Source organism: Deltaproteobacteria bacterium (assembly GCA_016933965.1).
Classification (GTDB): Bacteria; Desulfobacterota; Syntrophia; order Syntrophales; family UBA2210; genus JAFGTS01.
This window is the reverse complement of record JAFGTS010000003.1, coordinates 52470-75096: the sequence shown is the minus strand read 5'-3', so window position 1 is coordinate 75096 and position 22627 is coordinate 52470. Positions and strand designations below refer to the sequence as shown.

The 22627-nt window shown below is 58.4% G+C and carries 17 protein-coding genes and 1 tRNA gene; 15 read left to right on the top strand and 3 right to left on the bottom strand.

Going from position 1 to position 22627, the window contains the following annotated elements; genetic code table 11:
* Window positions 1-10: 10 nt before the first annotated feature.
* Window positions 11-1321 carry an aminotransferase class I/II-fold pyridoxal phosphate-dependent enzyme gene (locus JXO48_00850; GenBank protein ID MBN2282418.1) on the bottom strand — a complete coding sequence of 437 codons (1311 nt, stop codon included), beginning with the start codon at window positions 1319-1321 and terminating at the stop codon, window positions 11-13.
* A gap of 315 nt (window positions 1322-1636) precedes the next feature.
* Between JXO48_00850 and JXO48_00845 the strand changes: the two genes are divergently transcribed.
* Window positions 1637-1712, top strand: a tRNA-Ala gene (locus tag JXO48_00845).
* 175 nt (window positions 1713-1887) lie between these two features.
* The gene (locus JXO48_00840) at window positions 1888-3120 is read left to right on the top strand and encodes a glycosyltransferase (protein MBN2282417.1); all 1233 of its coding nucleotides are present in this window, start codon (window positions 1888-1890) and stop codon (window positions 3118-3120) included.
* A gap of 270 nt (window positions 3121-3390) precedes the next feature.
* On the opposite strand, the gene JXO48_00835 is transcribed toward JXO48_00840, so the two are convergent.
* The gene (locus tag JXO48_00835; GenBank protein ID MBN2282416.1) at window positions 3391-5391 is read right to left on the bottom strand and encodes an enoyl-CoA hydratase/isomerase family protein; all 2001 of its coding nucleotides are present in this window, start codon (window positions 5389-5391) and stop codon (window positions 3391-3393) included.
* A gap of 392 nt (window positions 5392-5783) precedes the next feature.
* On the opposite strand from JXO48_00835, the gene JXO48_00830 reads away from it, so the two are divergent.
* The 10 genes from JXO48_00830 to dnaK all read left to right on the top strand — a co-directional run bounded on the left by JXO48_00830 (window position 5784) and on the right by dnaK (window position 17195).
* Complete coding sequence (locus JXO48_00830; protein ID MBN2282415.1) at window positions 5784-6545, top strand: amino acid ABC transporter substrate-binding protein; 762 nt, start codon at window positions 5784-5786, stop codon at window positions 6543-6545.
* 113 nt (window positions 6546-6658) lie between these two features.
* Window positions 6659-7330 (top strand): amino acid ABC transporter permease, encoded by a 672-nt coding sequence (locus JXO48_00825; protein ID MBN2282414.1) that lies wholly within the window; start codon window positions 6659-6661, stop codon window positions 7328-7330.
* Between the two features lie 16 nt (window positions 7331-7346).
* Complete coding sequence (locus JXO48_00820) at window positions 7347-8111, top strand: amino acid ABC transporter ATP-binding protein (protein MBN2282413.1); 765 nt, start codon at window positions 7347-7349, stop codon at window positions 8109-8111.
* Between the two features lie 7 nt (window positions 8112-8118).
* Window positions 8119-8793: an amino acid ABC transporter permease gene (locus JXO48_00815; GenBank protein ID MBN2282412.1), complete on the top strand. Its 675-nt coding sequence runs from the start codon at window positions 8119-8121 to the stop codon at window positions 8791-8793.
* 22 nt (window positions 8794-8815) lie between these two features.
* Complete coding sequence (locus tag JXO48_00810; GenBank protein ID MBN2282411.1) at window positions 8816-10189, top strand: FAD-binding protein; 1374 nt, start codon at window positions 8816-8818, stop codon at window positions 10187-10189.
* A gap of 125 nt (window positions 10190-10314) precedes the next feature.
* Window positions 10315-11736 carry an HD domain-containing protein gene (locus JXO48_00805; GenBank protein MBN2282410.1) on the top strand — a complete coding sequence of 474 codons (1422 nt, stop codon included), beginning with the start codon at window positions 10315-10317 and terminating at the stop codon, window positions 11734-11736.
* Window positions 11737-11805: 69 nt separating this feature from the next.
* The gene (nrdD, locus tag JXO48_00800; GenBank protein MBN2282409.1) at window positions 11806-13869 is read left to right on the top strand and encodes an anaerobic ribonucleoside-triphosphate reductase; all 2064 of its coding nucleotides are present in this window, start codon (window positions 11806-11808) and stop codon (window positions 13867-13869) included.
* A 135-nt stretch (window positions 13870-14004) separates the two neighbouring features.
* On the top strand, window positions 14005-14595 hold the full coding sequence (locus JXO48_00795) for a D-sedoheptulose 7-phosphate isomerase (protein ID MBN2282408.1): 591 nt from the start codon (window positions 14005-14007) through the stop codon (window positions 14593-14595).
* Window positions 14596-14642: 47 nt separating this feature from the next.
* Window positions 14643-15209 (top strand): nucleotide exchange factor GrpE, encoded by a 567-nt coding sequence (grpE, locus tag JXO48_00790; protein ID MBN2282407.1) that lies wholly within the window; start codon window positions 14643-14645, stop codon window positions 15207-15209.
* Window positions 15210-15278: 69 nt separating this feature from the next.
* Complete coding sequence (dnaK, locus tag JXO48_00785; protein MBN2282406.1) at window positions 15279-17195, top strand: molecular chaperone DnaK; 1917 nt, start codon at window positions 15279-15281, stop codon at window positions 17193-17195.
* Between the two features lie 401 nt (window positions 17196-17596).
* Here the strand turns inward: dnaK and JXO48_00780 are convergent, their stop codons facing one another.
* A complete protein-coding gene (locus JXO48_00780) occupies window positions 17597-18625 on the bottom strand; it encodes a (Fe-S)-binding protein (protein ID MBN2282405.1) in 1029 nt (342 codons plus the stop codon).
* 302 nt (window positions 18626-18927) lie between these two features.
* Here JXO48_00780 and JXO48_00775 point away from each other — a divergent pair, with 302 nt between their 5' ends.
* From JXO48_00775 to JXO48_00765, 3 genes are read left to right on the top strand one after another with little or no spacing between them, the layout of a single operon-like run.
* Entirely contained in the window at window positions 18928-20040 is a 1113-nt protein-coding gene (locus tag JXO48_00775; protein MBN2282404.1) for a Coenzyme F420 hydrogenase/dehydrogenase, beta subunit C-terminal domain, read from the top strand.
* A 15-nt stretch (window positions 20041-20055) separates the two neighbouring features.
* The gene (locus tag JXO48_00770) at window positions 20056-22002 is read left to right on the top strand and encodes a 4Fe-4S binding protein (GenBank protein ID MBN2282403.1); all 1947 of its coding nucleotides are present in this window, start codon (window positions 20056-20058) and stop codon (window positions 22000-22002) included.
* Window positions 21999-22619, top strand: a complete 621-nt coding sequence (locus JXO48_00765) for an indolepyruvate oxidoreductase subunit beta (protein MBN2282402.1) — start codon at window positions 21999-22001, stop codon at window positions 22617-22619. Before JXO48_00770 ends, JXO48_00765 begins: the two co-directional genes overlap by 4 nt.
* Window positions 22620-22627 lie beyond the last annotated feature (8 nt).

Below are 22627 nucleotides of genomic sequence, written 5' to 3'. Positions count from 1 at the left end.
CAGCCACCCGTCAGGGGGCACCCAGATAGAGGTTTTTCCCTTCCCGAACAAAAGCTTCGAAGCCGGACCGGTCAGCCGCGGCCCGTTCAATGCGAACAAGCCCTTCCTTGAGATCCGGTATGCCCGCAGCCGTCGACAGTCGCAGGAAGTGCTGCCCCTCACAGCCGATCACCCCGAAGGACCTCCGGTCCATGGTGGCCACACCGTGACAATAAAGAAGGAACATCTGGAACAGGCCGGCGGGGCTGGTCAGGGGCCTCAGTTCCCGGGGAAGCGCGTCATGGGCCGCGATGACACTGAGGTTCTCACAGACACCTTCAATGTTGGGGAAGACATAGAAGGCGCCCTCGGGCTTCACGCAATGGATCCCCCTGATACGGTTCAGACCCTCTACGACAAGATCACGGCGTTCCTGGAATTCTCGCACCATTCCGGCGACCACGGTCAGGTTCGCGGTATTTTCGATCGCTTCCCTTCCCGCTTCCTGGATGAACGGCGGAACGCAGGAAAAGATATTGATGTTGAACTGCCTGAAGAGAAGCGCCTCGTCCCGTGAGGGGAGCAGGGCATACCCCAGGCGCCATCCCGTCATGGCGTAACTTTTCGAGTGGCCGCTCAAGAGGACGGTCCGTTCGGCCATGCCGGGACAGGAAGACACGCTCCGGTGCTCCCGGCCGTCAAAGATGATGTGCTCGTAGATCTCATCCGACAGGATACGGCACTGAGCCGGTGCCTGTTCCCCGATGACCCGGGCCATGGCGGAGAGGTCGTCCCCCGTCAGGACGCCGCCCGTCGGATTGGAGGGTGAATTGATGATAATGAGCTTCGTCCGGGAAGTGATGAGCCGCTCCAGTTCGCTGGCCGTGAAGCGGAACCCCTGTGACTCTCTGAGATGAAGAGGCACGGGCCGGGCGCCCACGAAGGTTATCCACGATTCATAGATGGGGTAGCAGGGGCTGGGATAGATGACCTCATCGCCGCTGTTGACATAGGCCAGCACGGAATAGGCGACGATGGCCTTCGCGCCCGGGGTGACGACCACCCGCCCAGGGTCGGCGGGGATACCCCGCGTCCGCGCGATCTGCTCCGCGATGCACTCCCGCAGGGCGGGAATTCCCTGGGGGTCTGTATAGTGGCTGTTTCCCCGGCGGATCTCGGTAACGGCCACCTCGTTGATCGCCTCTGCAGTGGAAAAATCCGGTTCCCCCAGGTTCAGTCGAATGACGGACATCCCCCGCTCCTCGCAGCGGGCGATGTCGCCGCCCATCTTGAAGGCGCTCTCCGTTCCCAGCATGGCGGTGCGTTCCGCATAAAGGTTCATGAGCAAAACCTCCTTTTCTGAAAACCTGCTGCAACTACCGGAAACTATCAGGCGCGGCACGTGTCATGGCGATCATGGAAGAGGTGAAAAACCGGAGGAGCACAAGGGATCCTGTGGTCTTTTATACATCGGCCGATGTTTATACAAAAAACCATGTTTATTTCGATTTGTCAAAGATTTCCGGTCGATGAAGATACCCTCCCCGCCACTCGACCGACCCGTTCAGGATCCCTTTTCCCCTTGAAAGAACCAATCGAACATGATAGGAAGCTTTTTCCAGTGTTTCCGCTTTCGAGCGATACCACGCATATATGTGGGGATGTAGCTCAGCTGGGAGAGCGCGGCGTTCGCAACGCCGAGGCCAGGGGTTCGATCCCCCTCATCTCCACCAGAAATAACAGGTAAAAGCGCCTTTTTCACAAAGGCGCTTTTTTTTCTTTCGTGCCCAGGATCGTCCTCCCCGCCGGACGGCAGCGACAAAACAGTTGACAGTTTTTGTAAAATATCGTTACGTTGTGTGGACTTACCGTTGATAACAGGTCATGTCACACATCGGGGAGGGACCCATGGAAGAACGATACGACATTGTCGTCGGTATCCCATCGTACAGCGAAGCGAAAACGATCCGCCACGTCACGCAAACGGCCGGTGAGGGGCTGAAGACCTACTATCCCGATATGCGGAGCGTCATCGTCAATTGCGACAACAACAGCCCCGACGGAACAAGGGAAGCCTTCCTCGCCGCGGAGATACCCGAAGGGATCGACAGGAAATATATTTCAACACCCGAAGGGGTGCGGGGAAAGGGAAATAATTTCTGGAATCTCTTTCACTTCTGCCGCGACGTGCAATCCAAGGCGACCATCGTCGTCGACGCCGACCTCCGTTCGATCAGGCCGATCTGGATAAAGTACCTCGGTGGTCCCATTCTCGAAGGATACGACTACGTTACCCCCCTTTATTCACGGCACCAGTTCGACGGAACGATCACGAACCATCTCTGCTATCCCCTGGTATTCGCCCTGGCGGGCTACGACGTCCGCCAGCCCATCGGCGGCGAGTTCTCATTTTCCCCGGGACTCTGCTCCTTCTGGCTGGAACAGGAGTGGGACGATCGCATCCGCCATTACGGCATCGACATATTCATGTCCCTCAACGCCTTCTTCGGCGGTTTCCGCGTCTGCCAGACCGGATTGGGGAACAAGGTCCACAACGCCAGCTCCCCGAAGCTGGGAACCATGTTCGAAGAGGTCGTCCATACCCTTTTCACGATACTCCTCGCGCACCGGTCCGTGTGGCTGAATGCCTGGCTCACAAAGGGACAGAAGACGGACTGGCAGATGGATGTCAAGACGGTGGAACTCTTCGGTCTGCAGAAAATGAAGGAAGCCCAGGCGCTCTCCATAGATATCGTGGACCTGAAACACAAATGCAGGAATGAATACGAAACTTACAAGGACCTGGTCAAATGGTATCTGAGCCCGTACGGCTTTCGAAGATTTCATGACATGATCGAAATGGACTACTACGATATCGATATCATGCTCTGGTCCCAGATCGTCTACAGCCTGATGTACCTGTTCGACGGGGCAAAGGACTCCGCGAAGGCGGATATCATCAACGCCTTGAAACCCCTCTATTTCGCGCGCAGCATTACTTTTGATTACGTGACCCGGCGCTACAGCGTCGGCTTCGCCGAACTGGAGGTACGAAACCAGGCAATGGCCTTTTTATCCCAGAAGCCCTACCTCCTGGGGCTGTACCTCGGCGAATGCATGCCTTATATTAATACACGGTAAGGGTACAGCGGCCGGAGCATGGATAAAGGTGCCCACCGCTGACCCCTCGACCCCTTTTCTGCAACAAAAAAATAAAGAACGGCGCCGGATAGTCCGCACCCGGCGCCGTCGCAAGTCAAGACCGCAAAGCCTGCGAAAACGGGATCGGCTTCGTAAAAAGCTCCAGAGGCAAGGCGCGCGAATCCTGAGGAATGAGTCGTACTTTTTCGTACGTCGCAGTGACGAAGGATGAAGCGCAACGCAGCATATGGACTTTTTACGAAGTCGCCATCAATAGAAGTTCTTGCCGAACAACTTCTTACTCAACCCCGTCAGGTCCGACCACTTCAAAGGTCCGCCCTTTTCGGGGGGGAATCCCGTTCCCCAGATCATTCCCACGTCGATCATCCGCGGGTCGGCGACGACCTTCCGTTCGAGAAGGTCCTTGCCCACCTGGACCATGGCCGTGAGCATGCCCGTCTGTATCTCCTCCTCGGTCATCGCCTGCGGCTCTCGTAAAGCGATGAGGGGCAGGACATCGGGATCGACGCTGCCGTCCTTGAGGAAGAAGCCCTTCCCCGATTTCTTGAGACCGAGACGGCCGTCATTGACCACATTTTCGAGAGTCTTCTGCTGGACGCCCATTCCCTTGAGCGCCTTGTAGGGCACATCGATACCCACTTCGTCGACCAGCCGCAGGGGGCCGACGGGCATTCCGAAGCGCACCATGGCACCATCCACCGCTTCGATGGAATTCCCTTTTTCCACATATTCCAGCGCATTGACCAGATAGGGGAACAGGAGCGCGTTGACGACGAATCCGGGATTGTCGTTGCAGACGATCGGCCGTTTCTTTATCAGGGCCGAGAAGTTCAGAAGATTATCGACAGTATCCTGGGCGGTTTTTTCTCCCCGGATGACCTCGACGAGCTGCATCTTCCACACAGGCGAGAAGAAATGGATGCCGCCGAACCGCTCCGGATCCGTTACGTATTGCGACATGGTCGTGATCGGTATCGACGAGGTGTTGCTGGCGATAACGCAATCGGCGGGCACAACGCCACAGAGTTCCTTATAGACCTGCTCCTTCACGGAAAGGTCCTCGAACACGGCCTCCACGACAAGGTCCACATCCTTGAAATCCTCGGAATACTCCGAGGTAACGGTGATACGGCTCATCAGGTCGTCAACGGGAACCTTGAGACGTTTCTTTTCGGCCATCCCGGTGAAGATCTTCCTGATGAATTCCTTCCCCGGTTCAAGGGCTTCGGGAATGTCCTTCACTATCACAGGCAGTTGCGTGCGCCGTAAAATGTCGATGACGATCCCCCGTCCCATGGTGCCGAATCCCAGAACGGCGACCTTTTTCAACGGCTTGGGCTCAAACCCCCTGGTCATCATGGACTTTGGCTTGTCCGTCATGGTCTTGATGAAGAAGGTGTTGATGCTTCCCTTTGCCTCTTTCGACAGGGCCGCTTCAACAAAGATGGTCTTTTCATTTTCCAGCCCCTTTTCGATGGGCATCTTCACCCCTTCCTGGATCGATTTCATGGCCAGCATGGGGCCGGGGATCTCACGGCCGCGGGTCGCTTTCAACACGCCCTGGCGGGCCATTTCCATGATATCGTCGATCTGGGAAAAATCCTGCTCCACCCGTTTCAGGTCGGCCGTTCCGGCAATGATCTCCTTCATGAACGCCTTTGCTTCGGCAAGAAGGTCGCCGTCGGCCGGCACCAGGCGGTCGATGATCCCCTTTTCCAGCGCCCTGGCCGCCGGCAGCATGGAGCCCTTCAGGATCAGCTCTATGGCGGAATACCCGATCAAACGGGGAAGCCGCTGGGTCCCCCCACCGGCCGGGAAGATGCCCACGTTGCATTCGGGAAGACCGATGAGGGTCGTGGGAGACTCCTTGGCGATGCGGGCCGTACAGGCAAGGGAGAACTCCAGTCCGCCGCCGAGGCAGTGCCCGTTGATAGCCACCATGGTGGGGAAGGGAAGCGTACCCAGTTTGTTGAAGGGCGCGTGCAGCGCGTCGAGCGCGGCCTTCACCTCTTCCGGCCCGGTGAAGTCCGCGATCACGTTCAGGTTGGCCCCCGCAAGAAAGGTGTTCGGTTTTCCTGAAATGAAAATGACACCCTTGAGCGTGTCGTCCGTTGCCAGGTGATCGACACATTCCTGAAAACTCAAAAGCATCTCTTCCGTCCAGGTGTTCATCGAATCCTTGACCAGGTTAAAGGTCGCGATCCCGATGTCGTCTTCCTTGTTCAGTTGAAAAATTCCCCTGAAATCCATAAAAACATCTCTCCTTTCGTTGCTGCATGTTGTATCGTTGAAAAAAACCCCGTGATCGGACAACGAACGGCGGGGTGGTGCTTCCGATGAGAAGCGCGCAACGCGAAAGGCCGAGCGTTGCGGAAGAATACCTTCCGCCGCCGTCACAGTTGGTATCGGTAGCCGTTTCAACACATAGTGTACGTTGACATAGATGTCAAGAAATAATCACCCCCGCAAGCCCCTCTCCCCGATCCGGGCGTCACCGGCCGCAACACCCTTATTTCAGGACCTTCGGAAGTATGTGTTTACCCTTGACATACCAGTATATTTCCACTATGCTCCATCGCTGACATTTCGGTACGGGACGACACTGAACGCCCGGCCGGACACAGCGAAAAGGAGGTACTTCTATGGGCAGGAAATTACTCTGGGGGGCCGTTTTGTGTATCGCGGCGGCGTGTCTTGTGTTGGGCCCGGCTTCGTCATTTGCCGAGGAAAAGGTGTATATCAACGGTATCGATGCGAACTTTCCGCCTTTTGCCTACGTGGACAAGAACGGAAACCCCGATGGCTTTGACGTAAAGTCCGTTGACTGGATCGCCAAGGAAATGGGGTTCAAGGTAAAGCATCAGCCCATGGACTGGGCGGGCATCATTCCGAGCCTGAAAGCCAAGAAGATAGACCTGATCGCCTCGGGAATGAGCATCAACGATGAGCGGAAAAAACAGGTCAACTTCTCCATTCCCTACTGGACGATCGCACAGGTCCTGGTCGTCCCCGAGGGGTCGTCACTGACGATCGACGAGCTCCTTTCAAATGGAAATAAGGTCGGCGTGCAGCGCGGGACGACGGAAGCGAAGTGGATCGAAGAAAACCTGATCCAGAAGGAAGGACGCGATTTTTCTCTTGTCCATTATGATTCAGCGCCCCTCGCCGTCATGGACGTGGTGAACGGCCGTATTGTCGCCGCCGCCATGGATGACGCCCCGGCAAAAGACGCCATGAGAAAGGAACCCGTCAAGATCGCGGGGACCTTTGGTATGGAAGAGGAAGAATTTGGATACGCCATCCGGAAGGAGGACGTGGAGCTCCTCAACATGATCAACGAGGGTCTCAAGAAGCTTATGGCTTCCCCCTACTGGGAGGAACTGAAGGAACAATATAAACCGTGATGCGGTTTGCAGCAGAGTAACAGTGGACCATTATCCTGAAGGCATTAGGAGGGGCTCCTAATGCCTTCAATATTTTAGGAGACGACGCTCCGCGGAAACGCGGGCAATGACTGATGACGGAAAGCCTGATCGCCATATACGATGCGCTCCCTTATATTCTCAAGGGATCGGCGGTGACCGTGGGCCTGGTGGGGGGAGCCATGCTGCTGGGCCTGATCCTCGGGATCTTTCTGGCCGTCGGGCAGGTGTACGGCTCGGATCGGATCAGGCCGGTGATCGGCCTCTACATATGGTTCTTTCGCGGCGTGCCCCTTCTTGTCCTCCTCTTTCTCTTTTACTTCGGTCTCTTCCCGCTCCTCAACATCAACCTGTCGGCCTTCACCGTGGCCGTCATGGTACTGGGCCTCATCAGCGCCGCGTACCAGTCCCAGATATTACGGGGTGCGATCCTTTCCCTCCCGGTGGGACAGCTCAAGGCGGCCCGGGCGATCGGCATGAGCGACAGAAGATCGATCATGCACATCATCCTGCCCCAGGCGCTTCGCCTTTCGATCCCGGGATGGTCCAACGAATACTCGATCGTCCTGAAGGACTCCGCCGTCGCCTACGCCCTGGGCGTCATGGAGATCATGGCGCGCGCTCATTTCGTCGCGTCGAGGACCTACGAGCATCTGCCCCTGTATTTTACGGCGGGAATCATTTTTCTCACGCTCACCTACGCCGGCACCAAGGGCCTCAGGATCCTCGAAGAAAAAGTTCGGATCCCCGGGTATTCCACCAGGTAAAAGGTAACGTTTCACCATGACACAGACGCAGAAAGAACCGGTTTTACGGGTTGAAAATCTTACCAAGCGGTACGGAAGGAAGACCGTCCTGAAGGAGGCGTCCCTGTCGGTCAACGAGGGCGAACTGAAGGTCCTCATCGGCCCTTCGGGAGGCGGTAAGAGCACCATGCTCCAGTGCATCAATTTCCTTGTCACCCCCGACAGGGGCCGTGTCTGGCTGAACGGCAGGGAGATCGTCCTCTCCCGGAAGCGCGAGCTCTACGAATACCGGCAGAAAGTGGGAATGATCTTTCAGGAGTTCAACCTGTTCGACCATCTCACGGCATTGGGGAATGTCGAAGTGGGGCTCCTGAAAGTGAGGAAGATGACCAGACGGGAGTCGCAGGACAAGGCCATGTATGAACTGGAGCGGGTCGGCCTCAAGGACCATATCAAAAAATACCCCGCCCAGCTCTCGGGAGGCCAGAAACAGCGGGTGTCGATCGCCCGGGCGCTGGCCATGGACCCGGCCGTCATGCTCCTCGACGAACCGACCTCCGCCCTGGACCCGGAGCTCATATGGGAGGTCCTGGCCGTGATCCGTGACCTGCGGGCCAACGGCATGACCATGGTCATGTCGACCCACCAGATCGGGTTCGCCAGGGAAATGGCGGATGAGATCGTCTTTCTCGAAAACGGGGTCATCCTCGAGGCGGGGACATCGGAAAAGATATTCTCACAGGCGGAATGCGAGCGGACCAAGGAATTCTGTTCAAAGATCATAGAACTCTACGGAAGTTGATACCTTCATGGAAGAACTCTTCTTCATCGAGCACCGGGTACTGCCCATCCTGTTCCGGGGCCTTATCATCAGTATTGAACTGATCATTCCCTCCGCCGTTTTTGGCCTGATCATCGGTATATTCGTCGGCGTGCTGCGGGTCTTCGGCGATACCGTGATACGCAGGCTCGCCGACGTCTACGTGGCCATTTTCAGGGGCTTCCCCCTGGTCGTCCAGCTTTTCATCTGGTATTTCGGCCTCCCCCACCTGGGCATCTACCTGACGCCTTACACGGCGGCCGTCATGGGATTTTCACTTTGCAGTGCCGCTTATCACTCGGAGTATATCCGCGGCGCGCTCCTTTCCATCAAGCGGGGCCAGCTTCATGCGGCACAGGCCCTGGGGTTTTCAAAAACACAGATGATCTTTTCCATCATTCTCCCCCAGGCCATCCGCCGAGCCCTGCCGGGATGCGGGAACGAGATCATCTACCTTATCAAGTACTCATCTCTTGCCTATATGATCACCTGCATCGAGTTGACCGGCATGGGTCATACCATCGCCTCGGAAACCTTTAAATTCACTGAAATATTCCTTATTGTGGGCGCCATCTACCTGGTAATGACAACCCTGGCAAGCCGGCTTCTCCTCTATTTCGAGAACCGGTTCAGGATCCCCGGGTTCGAACACGTCGGGACCTGATCCCGTGAAAAAAGAGCGCACCATGACCGAATACACGCCGCTCAGCGAAGAGATCATCCGTCATATCACCGATGCCGTCGCACCGGCGCGGGTCATCAGGGACCCGGAAAAACTCGCCGACCTCGGTAAGGATGCCAGTGATATCATGCATCTTCCGGAACTCTGCGTTGAAATCACATCAGCCGGCCAGGCGGCGGCTCTTTTGGAACTTGCCAACCAGTACCGGTTTCCCGTCACGCCCCGGGGGCTGGGAACAGGCCTTGCCGGGGGCTCCGTGCCCGTTCACGGCGGGGTGGTCCTCTCACTGGCACGGATGAACAGGATCCTCGATATTGAGGAACGCAACATGATCGCCATCGTCGAACCGGGAGTTCTCACCCTGGACCTGAAGGAAACCGTTCGGGCCCGGGGGCTTTTCTATCCGCCCGACCCCGCCAGCTACGATACCTGTTCCATCGGCGGCAACGCGGCCACCAACGCGGGTGGTCCCGCCTGCGTCAAGTACGGCACAACTCGCGAATACGTCCTAGGGATCGAGGCCGTTCTCCCCACAGGGAAGATCATCACCGCCGGCGTCCGGACGCGCAAGGGCGTGGTCGGCTACGACCTGCTCCACCTGCTCGTCGGCTCGGAGGGGACCCTGGGGATAATCACGAAGCTGATCCTGAGACTGATCCCCTATCCACCCGCCGTCTCCACCCTGGTGGCCTTTTTCCCGGCGCTGACCACCGCCATGGACGCCGTTTCGGCGGTCATGAGCAAGGGACACGTCCCGAGCGCCATCGAGTTCCTGGACCGGCACTGCCTGCAACTGGTGGGGGACATGCTTCCCTTCGCAGAGGCCCGTGAGGCACAGGCTTTTCTCCTCATCGAAACGGATGGCATGCCGGAAGCGGTCACGGCGGAGATCGAAGCGATCGGCCACATCTGCCTCGACCGGGGCGCCCTGAACGTCATCATGGCCCCCGATTCGCTGAAACGGACGCGGATGTGGGAGATCCGGCGGGCCGTATCCCTCAGGATAGAAGAATCGGCACCCGTCTCCATACCCGAGGACATCGTGGTCCCCATCGGGCGGATCGCCGAGTTCGCCGATTCGCTCCCGGCCTTTGAAGGTGCCCACGGGGTCGATGTCTATTCCTTCGGTCACGCCGGTGACGGGAACATCCACCTGATCATAAACGGCACTGCCAGGGAACCGGTGGACCGGTGCATCGAGGCACTGCTGAAAAAAGTCCTCGCCATGAACGGAACCATCTCGGGAGAGCACGGCATCGGCCGGGGGAAACGGCGGTACCTCTCCCTGGAGCTCTCGCCTGAGAGCATTCGTCTTCAGCGGGAGATCAAACACATCTTCGATCCCCTGAACATCCTGAATCCCGGAAAGATATTCTAAGAGGCCCGACCGCCCGGCGCTCCCCGGTAACGCCTGAGGTGCACATTCACCGGCATTGAAGGGGGCCTCGGGGAGACCCCATATTGCAATTGCTATTTACGGCAAAGTTTTGTAATCAAAACACCATGAACCCCCAACAGACCGAAAGCGCGAGAGAATATGAGGGAAAGGCGCTGATCGCCGATCCCATCTACCAGTACCTTCTCTTCACGGTGCCCCTTCCCGGTGAATCAGCGGAAAAGACCGAAAAAGACCTCATCGACACCTCCTGGGTGCAGCGCCTGAGACGAATTTACCAGCTTCAGAGCGCGCGGTGGGTGTATCCGGCGGCTGAGCATACCCGGTTCCAGCACTCCCTGGGAACGATGCACATGGCGGGGGAGTTCGGGCGGCACCTGTACCCCAGCCTCAAGGAAATATTCCCCGATGTTCCCTCGATCAACTGCGTGGAGGAGCTGCTGAGGGTGGCGGGGCTGCTTCACGACGTGGGGCACGGCCCCTACGGTCACTTCTTCGACGATAATTTCCTGGACCGTTACGGCATCACCCACGAGGACATGGGCCAGGAGATCATCAGGCGCAAGCTGGGACGGATCATCTCGCGGATCCGCCGGAGCCCGGCGGGGCCCTTCGACCCGGGGGAATCACTGTCCCCGGAGCAGGTCGCGTTCCTGATCAGAAAACCCGCCGCGCGGGAGCGGACCGGACAACCCAAATGGCTTCATTTCCTCCGGCAGCTCTTCTCCGGCATCTACACGGTGGACAACATCGATTACGTGCAGCGTGACGCCTATGTCACGGGTTTCTCCATGGACATCGTCGATATCCAGCGGCTCTGCTTCTACAGCTTCTTCACCCGTGAGGGGCTCACCCTTCACCAGGCGGGAACGTCCGTTCTCTCGCGGTTCCTCAACGCCCGCCTTAACCTGTATGCCAATGTCTATTACCACCGCACCACGCGCGCCATCGATCTCCATCTCCAGGAGATATTCCGGGAAACAATGGAGCTGATGATCCAGGGAAACCCCCTGAAGGACCTGGATGCTTACCTCGATCTGGACGAATGGAAGCTCTACCGGGAGGTAGAGGGATGGAAACGTCTCAAGGACCGGCGGAAAAGGAAGCTGGCGCAGGAATGGGAAAAACTTTACCAGCGGCAGGTGAAGTGGAAGATGTCCTTCGCCGCCGAACTTTCCATCGACCAGATACAGAAGGGAGCCCGTTTCGCCGAAGCCGGTGATTATGAAAGACAGATCCGGCAGAAGCTGCCGCCGCGGCTGCGGGGCATCCGCTTCAAGGTCGACCTGGCGACGCAGGACCCGCGGCCCGTCAATCCAATGGTCGAGCAGGATCGGAGGATCACGATCTTCAATCCCTCAACCAACAGGATATCACTGGAGCCGCTGCAGGAGATCTACCGGTTCATCCCGGCCCGGATCGTCCATTTCCGGGTTTTCTCCCTCAACCACGCCTACGACGGGGAACTGACCGCCGCCGCCGAGACGTCCCTTGGATCGATCGGAGATACCATCAAAACCAATATCTGATCGCCCGGCTGGACCATCACCGCCGGGAACCGCTGTTCCACGAGAAGAGCGGAGGAGGCACATGAGATCATGGGCGGAACCGAAACAACGGACCTGACACTGTTTGTCCGAAGTTCCCAGGAAGACATTACGGGCTGGAACCGGCAGCGCATCGTCGACGCCCTGATCCGGGAAACGAACGTGGAGCGCGAAACGGCCGAGGACATCAGCCGCGAGGTCGAGCGCCAGATAGCCACGTCGGGGATAGAGGTCCTCACGGCATCCCTGATCCGGGAACTGGTGGACGCGAAGCTGATCGAACGCGGCCTCGACGGTGAATCGCGCATGCACGCCCGCCTCGGCTTCCCGCTCTATGACGTGGAGCAGCTCATTTTTTACAGCAACAAGGAGAACGCGAACATCCCCCACAGTCCCGAGGGAACGAACCTGACCCTGGCCGAGGGAATAAAAAAGGAATACGCCCTCCTGAACGTATTTTCCGACGACGTTTCCTACGCTCATGCCCGGGGGGATATCCATATCCATAATCTCGGGTACATCGACCGTCCATACTGTTCATGCCAGTCCCTCGAACGCATCAAGAAGTTCGGCCTGAACCTGCCCCACTCCATTACCGTGGCGACACCGGCCATGCGCGCGGAAACCCTGTTGGCGCACATGGTGCGTTTCGCCGCGGCCCTGCAAGGCAATTTCTCCGGCGCCATCGGCTGGGACGGCGTCAACATCCACTTCGCCCCCTACCTGGCCGGCCTGAGCGACGACCGGGTCCGCCAGATCGCGCAGATGCTTCTCTACGAGTTCGCCCAGCAGGCCGTCGGCAGGGGCGGGCAGACGATCTTCACGGACATTCACCTCTTCTGGGAGGTTCCCGACCGGTTCGCGTCCCTTCCGGCCATCGGCCCCGGGGGACAGTACACGGGAAAAACATACGGGGACTATGAACAGGAATCCCAGCGGTTCGCCGAAGCGATCTTCGATGTGTTCAGGGAAGGTGACGCGGCGGGGCAGCCCTTCGTCTTTCCCCGTCCTTTCGTGCACATAACGGAGGCGTTCTTCCGGACCGCCGGCAGTGAGGAATTTCTCAGAAAGATATGCGCCGTCGCCGCCGAGAAGGGAAACACCCACTTCATCCTCGACCGGGGCGGCTGTCTCTCCCTTTCAGAGTGCGGGACCTTCCGCGTTTCCGACGAGCAGGACGGTGAAGGGGGGAGCGCCCCGTGGAACATGCGGCACGCGGCCCTGCAGAACGTGTCCATCAACCTTCCCCGGCTCGGCTACCGGGCGGAGGGCTCCGATGACCGGCTCTTCGACCTGCTCATGGAAACGGCCGACATGGCGCTCTGGGCCCACATGGAAAAGAAGGCCTTCATCGACCGCCTTCTTGCCCAGGGCGAGGCCGGTCCGCTGTCGCTGCTCACCGGCTCATACAGCGACGAGCCCTATTTTCAAAACGGCAGCGCCGTCTGTCTCCTGGGGATGGTGGGACTCGACGAACTGGTCGCCATTCATTGCGGCGGACATCTGCATGATTCGGAAGAAGCCCGCCGGCTGGGGTTCAGGATCATCAAGGCCTTGCAGGAGATCGCCGGTGGCGCTTCCCGGCGGAAGGGTCTCCGGGTCATCCTGAACCAGTCTCCGGCGGAAACAACGGCCTATCGTTTCGCGCGGCTGGACCTGAAACACTATTCACCCCGGTCGGGGCATTTTATCCGCGGAAACATCGCCCGGGGGGAACTGTACTACACCAATTCAACCTGCTGCAGTGTCTCGGCGCCCCTGGCACCCTTCGACCGCGTCGCCCTGGAAGGCATGTTCCACCCCTTCATAGAGGGAAACACCGCCACCTATCTCTGGCTCGATGAAAAAGGGGCGGATGCGGGGAGCATCGCCGAACTGGTCGCCCGGGCGTTCCGGGAAACGACGAACCGCCAGATCGTCGTCTCCCCGGAATTCACCACCTGCTCCACCTGCGGAAGAACGGCACGGGGGCTGGCGGACCGCTGCCCCGGCTGCGGCGCCGAAACCGTTGAAGGCATCGCCCGCATCTCAGGGTATTATTCCAAGGTTTCCGGCTGGAACAAGGGCAAGATAGCCGAATTGCGGGACCGCTACCGCAGAGGCTTTCATTCCTGAGGACCGCGGTGAACCTCCCCTGTAAACCCGTCAATCGAACCTGCCGGAATTGTATCCATTAATTATGCCCGCATTCCTTGACATCGGGGGGGGCGATAAATATATTAACCCCGACACAGACCAGACGGGCAAAATATGGAATATATCGAAGACATTATCATACGGATCTTCAAAGAAAGCTGTAATCTGAAAGAGGTTTTCGTCAATGAAAATCTCGGGAAGATCGTGAAGATCGTAGATGTGATAACGGAGACCCTGAAGAACGGCAGAAAAATACTCCTCTTCGGAAACGGCGGCAGTGCCGCCGACGCCCAGCATATCGCGGCGGAATTCGTGAACAGGTTTCAGATAGAACGGCCGCCGCTCCCGGCGATAGCCCTGACGACGAACACGTCGGTCATGACAAGCATCGCCAATGATTACGATTACTCGGAGGTCTTTTCAAAGCAGGTCCGGGCGTTGGGACACGAGGGAGATATTGCCTGGGGCATCAGCACCAGCGGTTCCTCTCCGAACGTGGTCAAGGCTTTCGAGGAGGCAAAAAAGAGAGGCATCATCACAGTGGCACTCACCGGTCGGGACGGTGGAAAGATGGCAGCGATCGCTGATTTCAATCTGACCGTATCATCCAACAGCGTGCCCCGCGTTCAGGAGGTACATATCACGGTGGGACACGTCATCTGCGAGCTCGTCGACTACCGGCTGTTCAGGAGACCCGAGGCATAAACCGATCCGGTCCCGGTACTTTCAGCAGTGAGAGGCAGTATCGGAATATGAAGAAAAAAGGAAAGAAGATGACGGGAAGCGACAGGCAGAAAATACGGGTGGTTTCCGAAAGCGAGAAACCCCATACGGAAGAGGAACAGGAAGCGATCTCCCGGCAGGAAGAGGAATCCGAACTGGAAACGGCACGAAAGGAAGCCGCCGAAAATTACGACAAATACGTTCGACTGTCGGCGGAACTGGAAAACTATAAAAAACGGGTGGCCAGAGACCGTGCCGACCTGATGAACTACGCCAACGAACAATTGATCAGGGACCTGCTGCCGATCGTCGACAGCCTCGAACGCGCCCTGGAGCACGCGTCGAACTCGGGTGATTTCGAAGCATTCAAGGCGGGGCTGAAACTCATCGACGAACAGTTGCACGGCACACTTGAAAAGCACGGCGTTGAAAAGATCGAAGCCGTCGGCGCGGATTTTGATCCCTCGATCCACGAAGCGGTCATGCAGGTCGAAAGCAGCGAACACGACGCAAACCAGGTCGTCGAGGAATTCGAAACGGGGTATCTCCTCAACGGAAGGCTGCTGAGGCCGACCAAGGTGTCCGTGGCAAAATGAAATATCATGATTATTATATATGAAGACAGCTATTATGAGCAGACAGTACAGTAAGGAGGATTTATAACAATGGGGAAAATAATTGGAATCGACCTGGGAACGACCAACTCCTGCGTTGCCGTCATGGAAGGAGGAGATCCGGTCGTCATAACGAACCAGGAGGGAAGCAGAACGACACCGTCGGTTGTCGCCTTCACCGATAAGAACGAACGTCTTGTCGGCCAGATCGCGAAACGGCAGGCCGTCACCAACTCGGAAAATACCGTATACGCCATCAAGCGGCTCATCGGAAGGAAATACAATTCGAAGGAAGTCCAGTACGACGTGACCATATCACCGTACAAGATCACCGAGGCTTCGAACGGGGACGCCCAGGTGACGGTGCGCGACAAGAATTACAGCCCCACCGAGATATCTTCCATGGTGCTTACCAAGATGAAGCAGACCGCCGAGGACTATCTCGGGGAAAAGATAAACGACGTGGTCATCACCGTTCCCGCCTACTTCAACGACTCGCAGCGGCAGGCCACGAAGGACGCCGGCAAGATAGCGGGCATGAACGTCCTGCGTATCATCAACGAACCGACGGCGGCAGCCCTTGCCTACGGTCTCGATAAAAAGAAGGACGAGAAGATCGCCGTCTTCGATCTTGGCGGCGGGACCTTCGACATCTCGATCCTCGAACTGGGCGACGGTGTTTTTGAAGTAAAGGCCACCAACGGCGATACCCATCTCGGTGGTGAAGACTTCGACCAGCGGCTGATCGACTATATCTGCGATGAGTTCAAGAAGGACCAGGGCATCGACCTGAGGAGCGACAAGATGGCCCTGCAGCGGATCAAGGAAGCCGCCGAAAAGGCGAAGATGGAACTGTCCGGATCGATGGAAACGGACATCAATCTTCCCTTTGTGACCGCCGACGCCTCCGGGCCGAAGCACCTGAACATGAAAATAACCCGGGCCAAGTTCGAAATGCTTGTGGAAGACCTTATCGAGAAGGTCGAGCGACCCTGTAAAACGGCCATGAAGGACGCCGGGCTCTCCCCGTCCGATATCAACGAGGTGATCCTCGTGGGCGGTATGACCCGTGTTCCCCGGGTACAGCAGAAAGTAAAGGAAATATTCGGCAGGGAGCCGAACAAGGGTGTGAACCCCGACGAGGTGGTGGCCGTGGGTGCCGCTATCCAGGCGGGCGTTCTTGCCGGTGACGTGAAAGACGTGCTGCTTCTCGACGTAACGCCCCTTTCCCTGGGCATCGAGACGCTGGGGGGTGTCTTGACCAAGCTTATCGAAAAGAACACCACCATCCCCACGCGCAAGAGCCAGATATTCTCGACGGCGGCGGACAACCAGCCAGCGGTGAGCATCCATGTTCTCCAGGGCGAGCGCGAAATGGCGGCCGATAACCGGACGCTGGGCAGGTTCGAGTTGACCGGGATCCCCCCGGCACCGCGCGGCCTCCCGCAGATCGAGGTCACCTTTGACATCGACGCGAACGGTATCGTTCACGTCTCCGCCAAGGACCTCGGTACCGGCAAGGAACAGAGCATCAAGATCACCGCTTCGAGCGGCCTGTCGGAATCGGAGATCGAAAAACTGGTCAAGGACGCCGAGATCCACTCCGCCGAGGACAAGAAGAAACGGGAACTGGTCGAGGCGCGGAACCAGGCCGACACGCTGATCTACAGTGTCGAAAAGAACCTGAAGGAGATGGGCGACCAGATCGACGCGTCGGAAAAGACACGCATCGAAGAGGTCATCACCAAGCTGAAGAAGGCTATGGAAGGCAACGACAAGGATGCCATCGTCTCCGCTCAGGAAGAACTGACCCAGGCCTCGCATAAGCTGGCTGAGGCCATGTATGCCAAGGCATCGACGCAGCAGGGCGGCCCTGAGGCGCAGCAGGCTGCGGGAGATGCCGGCGGCGGGTCCGGGTCGTCCGATGACGACGTGGTCGACGCCGACTTCGAGGAAGTCAAGAAATAGAAAACCGCTGTTTGAGCGTACACATAGAAAAAGGGTCGGGGCCCTTCAGGGCTCCGGCCCTTTTTTTCTTATCAGTGGTCAAGGTTTCGAGGTTTCAAGGGGTCAAAGGTTCAAGGGGTCAAAGACTTCATAGGGGTCGAGGGGTCGAGGGGTAGGGGAGATTTATAATGGTTTTATGTCATTGCGAGAATGCCGAAGGCATTCGTGGCAATCTCACGGCTGGTCCTTCGAACCATAAGATTGCTTCGTCATTTCATTCCCCCAGAACCCTCTCCCCCTCGGCCCTTTTCAGTAACTGCACCTACTCGAGAGAGGACCTTCAATAAAATCCCCCCAACCCCACTTTGTCGCTTTGTCACTTTGTCGCTTTGTCACTTTGTCGCTTTGTCGCTTTGTCGCCCTTAAAACACCTTCCCCGCTCCTCCCTGTGTCAGCTCCTCGCCCAGGGCGAGCCGTACCAGGTTGCTGATCATGTATGGTTCGAGGCCGTTCGCGTGGCAGGGGTTCCGCATCGCCATGGCGCACATGGGACAGAGGAATATCATCGCCTCGGCGCCCGCTTCCCTGGCGTCGTCGATGTTCTTCATCCGCCATTCCCTGATCTCGTCCTTGCTGACGTCGGCCATGGCCCCCTGGGCACCGCCGCAGCAAAGCGCGCCCACGCGGTCGTATTTCCGTTCCACCCGGGTGACCCCGATCAGTTCGAACAGCTCATCCAGTATCGCGTCCTTTTCAAAGGTATACCGCGACGCGCAGGGCTGCTGGTAGGCGATCTTCATGTTCAGGGGCTTTACCTCGCCGGCGTGCTCCTTCACGTAATCGCGCAGGTACTCGAACAGGTGGGTCACCTTGAAGGGAACGTTGATGCCGAGTTCCTTCACCTTGTTGGCCAGGACCACGTAACAGTCGTCGTGGTAGCAGATAATCTCCTTCGCGCCGGTGGCAGCCAGGTTATTGACGAACTTTTGCGCGTTGTCGCTGAGCATGCCCGGTTTCCCCACATGAACCCACCCGACGTAGCAGAAATAATCACCTCCCTGAATGAGCGTCAGCCCGTCGAAAAGCTTTCCCTCGATGACCCCGGGCAGGAAACCCCCTACGGAACAGAGATTGATCGCCGGTTTTTCCGGGTCTCCCTCGATGACCTGCGAGGGAAGCTGATCAGCCATGCTCATCATGGCCAGGGACTGTTCCTTCACATTGAACGTCCCTGTTTCTTCCTGCCGCTGATTGATGAGGTCAAAGGGATTGGCGCCCTCGGGACAGTACATGTTGCAGGCGACACAGGTGATGCATTCCGCCGTGACCGGTGTCGGTTCGCCATCTATCAGCTTCTTGAACTCCGCCTTCGCCTTTTCCTCCGGATAGGCCAGGTACTCGCACTTCATGAGACATTCGCCGCAGAGCGTGCACTTCTCTTCGTAGAACATGGTTCGACCTCCTTTTTCTGATCTGGCTTCACCGGGTTTCATAGCACAGCCCGCCGGCGAAAGAAAACCATTCTCTCGCGGATAGAACATTTTTCCCGGGAGGCGGCAGCAAAGGAAGGATAATTCCCGATTATTTCCCGCCGGTTACAATATTATGTACATAAGAGCCATCCTTATGGTATAGATTGTTCGCTGTCTCCTGATGACGGTTCCGCGTCACCAAAAACGGCCGGTTCGGAACCGTCGGATAGGGGCGAACATACCATATTTCCTCATAGATACCTTTCCCGGGGAGGAGAATCATGAGTCTTTTCGGACCCAACGAACTGATTGAAGACGTTATCAACAAAAACCTTTGTATCGGATGCGGGGCCTGCATCGAGCTGTGTCCCTACTTCAGGTCCTACAAGGGAAGGACTGCCATGCTCTTTCCCTGCACGAAGGAGGAAGGACGCTGCTATGCCTTCTGTCCCAAGATCGAGGTTGATCTGGACAGGCTCTCGGAATTTTTCTTTCAGGCTCCCTACAGCGGTGCTCCTCTGGGACGGTACCGGTCCATCCATACGGCCAAGGCCGGCCCGAAGGCCGATGCCGGCGATTTTCAGGCGGGCGGGACCGTCTCGGCGCTCATCGGCTTCGCTCTTCGCAAGGGGTACTTCGATGCCGCCGTTCTGACCGACAAGGAAGGCATACTGCCGGTGCCGCGCATTATCACGGACCCCGCCGATGTGTCCCGGTGTTCCACCTCGAAATACACGTCGGCACCCACGCTTTCGGCCCTCAACCAGGCCGTCCGGCAGGGATACAAGCACATCGGCGTGGTGGGAACCCCCTGCCAGGTCCTGGCCGTCGCCCAGATGCGCATGAACCCGACGGCGGAACCCGATTTCAGCGACCCCATCGCGCTGACACTGGGGCTCTTCTGTACCTGGTCGGTTTATTACCGCGCCTTCGAGCCCTTCATCGCCGCGCGGGTGGACATATCGCGGGTAATCAAGGTCGATATCCCGCCGCCGCCGGCAGAGGTCATGGAGATCTACACGGCGGAAGAAAAGATCGAGATCGGCCTCGACGAGATCCGTGAGCTCGTCCCCGACACCTGCTCCTACTGCATCGACATGACCTCGGAGTTCGCCGACATATCAGTGGGCGTCCTCGAGGGGCGGACCGACATGAACACCCTCATCGTGCGGACCGAGCGGGGGCAGAAGATCGTCGACGAGGCCGTCGCTGAGGGGTTCCTCGTTCTCGAGGATATGCCCGGAGAAAACCTCGAACATCTTCAATGGGCCGCGGGAAACAAGAAAAAACGGGCCTTCGCAAAGGCCCGGGAAGAGGGCATGATAAACGGCGCAGAGGGCACCCGCTCCTATCTGCGGGTGGACCCGGCGACCGTGTCGGACTGCATCGCCTGAGGGAAGGGGGCAATCATGTCGGAGCTGTTTGACGGAAAGGAAGGAACGCAACACCTGCTCATGGGAAACGAGGCCATCGCCCGAGGTGCTCTCGAAGCGGGCGTCAGGGTCGCCGCCGGCTATCCCGGCACGCCCTCGTCAGAGATCATCGAGTCCCTCGCCCGGGTCGCCGATAAAGCCAACATGTACGTGGAATGGTCCGTGAACGAGAAAGTGGCCATGGAGGTCGCCGCGGCGGGGTCATTCGCCGAGCTCAGGTCCCTCACCGCGATGAAGCAGAACGGGGTCAACGTGGCATCGGACTTCCTCCTGCACCTTGCCGGCTCCGGCACCCGGGGCGGCATGGTGCTGGTCCCCTGCGAGGACCCGGGGGCCCTGTCGAGCATCAACGAAGGCGAATCGCGCTACTTCGCCCGGATGATGGAGCTTCCCCTTCTTGAGCCCGGCGACTTTCAGGAAGTAAAGGACATGGTCAAGTGGGCCTTCGAGCTCTCCGAGGAACTGCGGATGCTCGTCGTCCTGCGCAGCGTCACCCGGCTCTCCCATGCCAGCGGCATGGTCACCTACGGCCCGCTGCCGCCCCGCGAGGCCACGGCCCGGTTCAGGCACGAAGGGTTCGTTCTCGACCCCCAGGAAGGCGTGCTTATCAGCGCCCCTGTCGGATACAAGCATGAGCTGCAACAGGGAAAGATCCGCAAGGCCCGGGAGATGTTCGAGAACAGTCCCTTCAATACCTACACGGGCCCCGAGAAACCGGAGGTCCTGATCATCACGAGCAGCGCCTGTACCCTCTACAGCAAGGAAGCCGTCCACCTGCTCGGCCTGAAGGACCGGGTCGGCATCCTCAAGCTGGGGACCACCTGGCCGCTGCCGGTGAACCTGCTGACCCGCTATCTCTCCCTGACGGATACCATCTTCATCGTCGAGGAAGTGATCCCCTTCATGGAGGAGAACATCAAGGTCATCGCCGCCGAGCGGGCCGCGGAGATCGGCATCAAGAAATTCTACGGAAAGAACGACGGCACGCTGCCCATGGTGGGCGAGCTCAACCCGGACTTCGTCATCGGCGCCCTGTGCAAGATCCTCAATATCGAATACAAGGCACGCCCCGACGAGTACACACAGGCGGCCCAGAACATCCCCTTTACAGGAGAGGCGCCCCACCGGGAGCTGACCTTCTGCCCCGGCTGCCCCCACCGCGCGTCCTTCTGGAGCATTCACAACGCCCTGGAACTGGACGGCCGGAAGGGGTTCGTCTGCGGCGACATCGGCTGTTACGCCATGGCCATGCTCCCCACGGGGTTTTCCGTGGTGAAGACCGTCCACGCCATGGGATCGGGAAGCGGCATCGCCAGCGGTTTCGGGAAACTGGGCCAGTTCCACTTCGACCAGCCCATCGTGGCGGTCTGCGGCGATTCAACCTTCTTTCACACTGCCATCCCGGCCTTGATCAACGCGCGGCATCACAAGGCGGACTTCACCCTGGTGATCCTCGACAACAGCGGCACGGCAATGACCGGATTTCAGCCGCACCCGGGCCTTGACGTCAACGCCCTGGGCGATACGGTTCCCAGTATCGACATCGCCGATGTCTGCCGCTCCATGGGCGCCCGGGTGGAGGTCCGGGACCCCTTCGACCTTGAGGAAACCCGGAAGGTCCTGAACGAGCTCATGGAGGACGAAGAAGGTCTCAAGGTCCTCATCCTCCGCCAGATATGCACGCTCAGCCCGGAAAAGAAGGCAGGCAAGAAGTACGAGATGAGCATCAACGAAGAGATCTGCATAGGCGAGAACTGCGGATGCAACCGGCTGTGCACCCGCATATTCCGCTGTCCCGGCCTGGTCTGGGACACCGAGCGGCAGGTCACGAAGCTCGATGAGGTCATCTGCATCGGCTGCGGAGTCTGCGCCGATATCTGCCCCGCCGGCGCCATACAGAGAAAGGAGGCCGGGATATCATGACAGGAAACGCGCTGCCGAAAGACCCTTATAATGTCATCATCACCGGCGTGGGTGGACAGGGCAACGTCCTGGCCTCGCGGATACTGGCAAACATGCTGGTCCGCAAGGGATACGCCGTCACCATCGGCGAGACCTTCGGGGCATCCCAGCGGGGCGGCTCCGTTATGAGCCACCTGCGGGTTTCCCGGCAGGGCAGCTGGAGCCCCCAGATCCCCAAGGGGAAGGCCGATGTCGTCGTCGCCCTGGAGCCGACGGAGGCGGTCCGGGTCCTGGCCGATTATGGAAATCCCGATATCATGATCGTGAGCAATACCCGGCCGGTCCATTCCGTGGGCGTCATCGCCGGGGACCTGGAATATCCCCCCCTTGAGCAGACGAAGAAAAAGGCCGAGGAACTGTCGGCACGCGCCTGGTTCATCGACGCCACCGACGAGGCGCTCAAGCTGGGGCATCCGATCCTGGGAAACGTGATCATGCTCGGCGCCCTGGCGGGCATGAGCCCCCTGCCCCTCGACATGGAGGACTTCAAGGCGGTCATGCTCACCAGCCTGTCCGCCGACAAGCTCGACATCAACGTACGGGCCTTCACCCTGGGCAGGGAACTGGTATCACACTGAGAGGGGCC

What these genes read in the sequence shown, in the direction of transcription:
- JXO48_00850 (MBN2282418.1), bottom strand. Translation starts at nt 1,321, where the DNA reads ATGAACCTTTATGCGGAACGCACCGCCATGCTGGGAACGGAGAGCGCC.
- JXO48_00840 (MBN2282417.1), top strand. Translation starts at nt 1,888, where the DNA reads ATGGAAGAACGATACGACATTGTCGTCGGTATCCCATCGTACAGCGAA.
- JXO48_00835 (MBN2282416.1), bottom strand. Translation starts at nt 5,391, where the DNA reads ATGGATTTCAGGGGAATTTTTCAACTGAACAAGGAAGACGACATCGGG.
- JXO48_00830 (MBN2282415.1), top strand. Translation starts at nt 5,784, where the DNA reads ATGGGCAGGAAATTACTCTGGGGGGCCGTTTTGTGTATCGCGGCGGCG.
- JXO48_00825 (MBN2282414.1), top strand. Translation starts at nt 6,659, where the DNA reads ATGACGGAAAGCCTGATCGCCATATACGATGCGCTCCCTTATATTCTC.
- JXO48_00820 (MBN2282413.1), top strand. Translation starts at nt 7,347, where the DNA reads ATGACACAGACGCAGAAAGAACCGGTTTTACGGGTTGAAAATCTTACC.
- JXO48_00815 (MBN2282412.1), top strand. Translation starts at nt 8,119, where the DNA reads ATGGAAGAACTCTTCTTCATCGAGCACCGGGTACTGCCCATCCTGTTC.
- JXO48_00810 (MBN2282411.1), top strand. Translation starts at nt 8,816, where the DNA reads ATGACCGAATACACGCCGCTCAGCGAAGAGATCATCCGTCATATCACC.
- JXO48_00805 (MBN2282410.1), top strand. Translation starts at nt 10,315, where the DNA reads ATGAACCCCCAACAGACCGAAAGCGCGAGAGAATATGAGGGAAAGGCG.
- nrdD (MBN2282409.1), top strand. Translation starts at nt 11,806, where the DNA reads ATGGGCGGAACCGAAACAACGGACCTGACACTGTTTGTCCGAAGTTCC.
- JXO48_00795 (MBN2282408.1), top strand. Translation starts at nt 14,005, where the DNA reads ATGGAATATATCGAAGACATTATCATACGGATCTTCAAAGAAAGCTGT.
- grpE (MBN2282407.1), top strand. Translation starts at nt 14,643, where the DNA reads ATGAAGAAAAAAGGAAAGAAGATGACGGGAAGCGACAGGCAGAAAATA.
- dnaK (MBN2282406.1), top strand. Translation starts at nt 15,279, where the DNA reads ATGGGGAAAATAATTGGAATCGACCTGGGAACGACCAACTCCTGCGTT.
- JXO48_00780 (MBN2282405.1), bottom strand. Translation starts at nt 18,625, where the DNA reads ATGTTCTACGAAGAGAAGTGCACGCTCTGCGGCGAATGTCTCATGAAG.
- JXO48_00775 (MBN2282404.1), top strand. Translation starts at nt 18,928, where the DNA reads ATGAGTCTTTTCGGACCCAACGAACTGATTGAAGACGTTATCAACAAA.
- JXO48_00770 (MBN2282403.1), top strand. Translation starts at nt 20,056, where the DNA reads ATGTCGGAGCTGTTTGACGGAAAGGAAGGAACGCAACACCTGCTCATG.
- JXO48_00765 (MBN2282402.1), top strand. Translation starts at nt 21,999, where the DNA reads ATGACAGGAAACGCGCTGCCGAAAGACCCTTATAATGTCATCATCACC.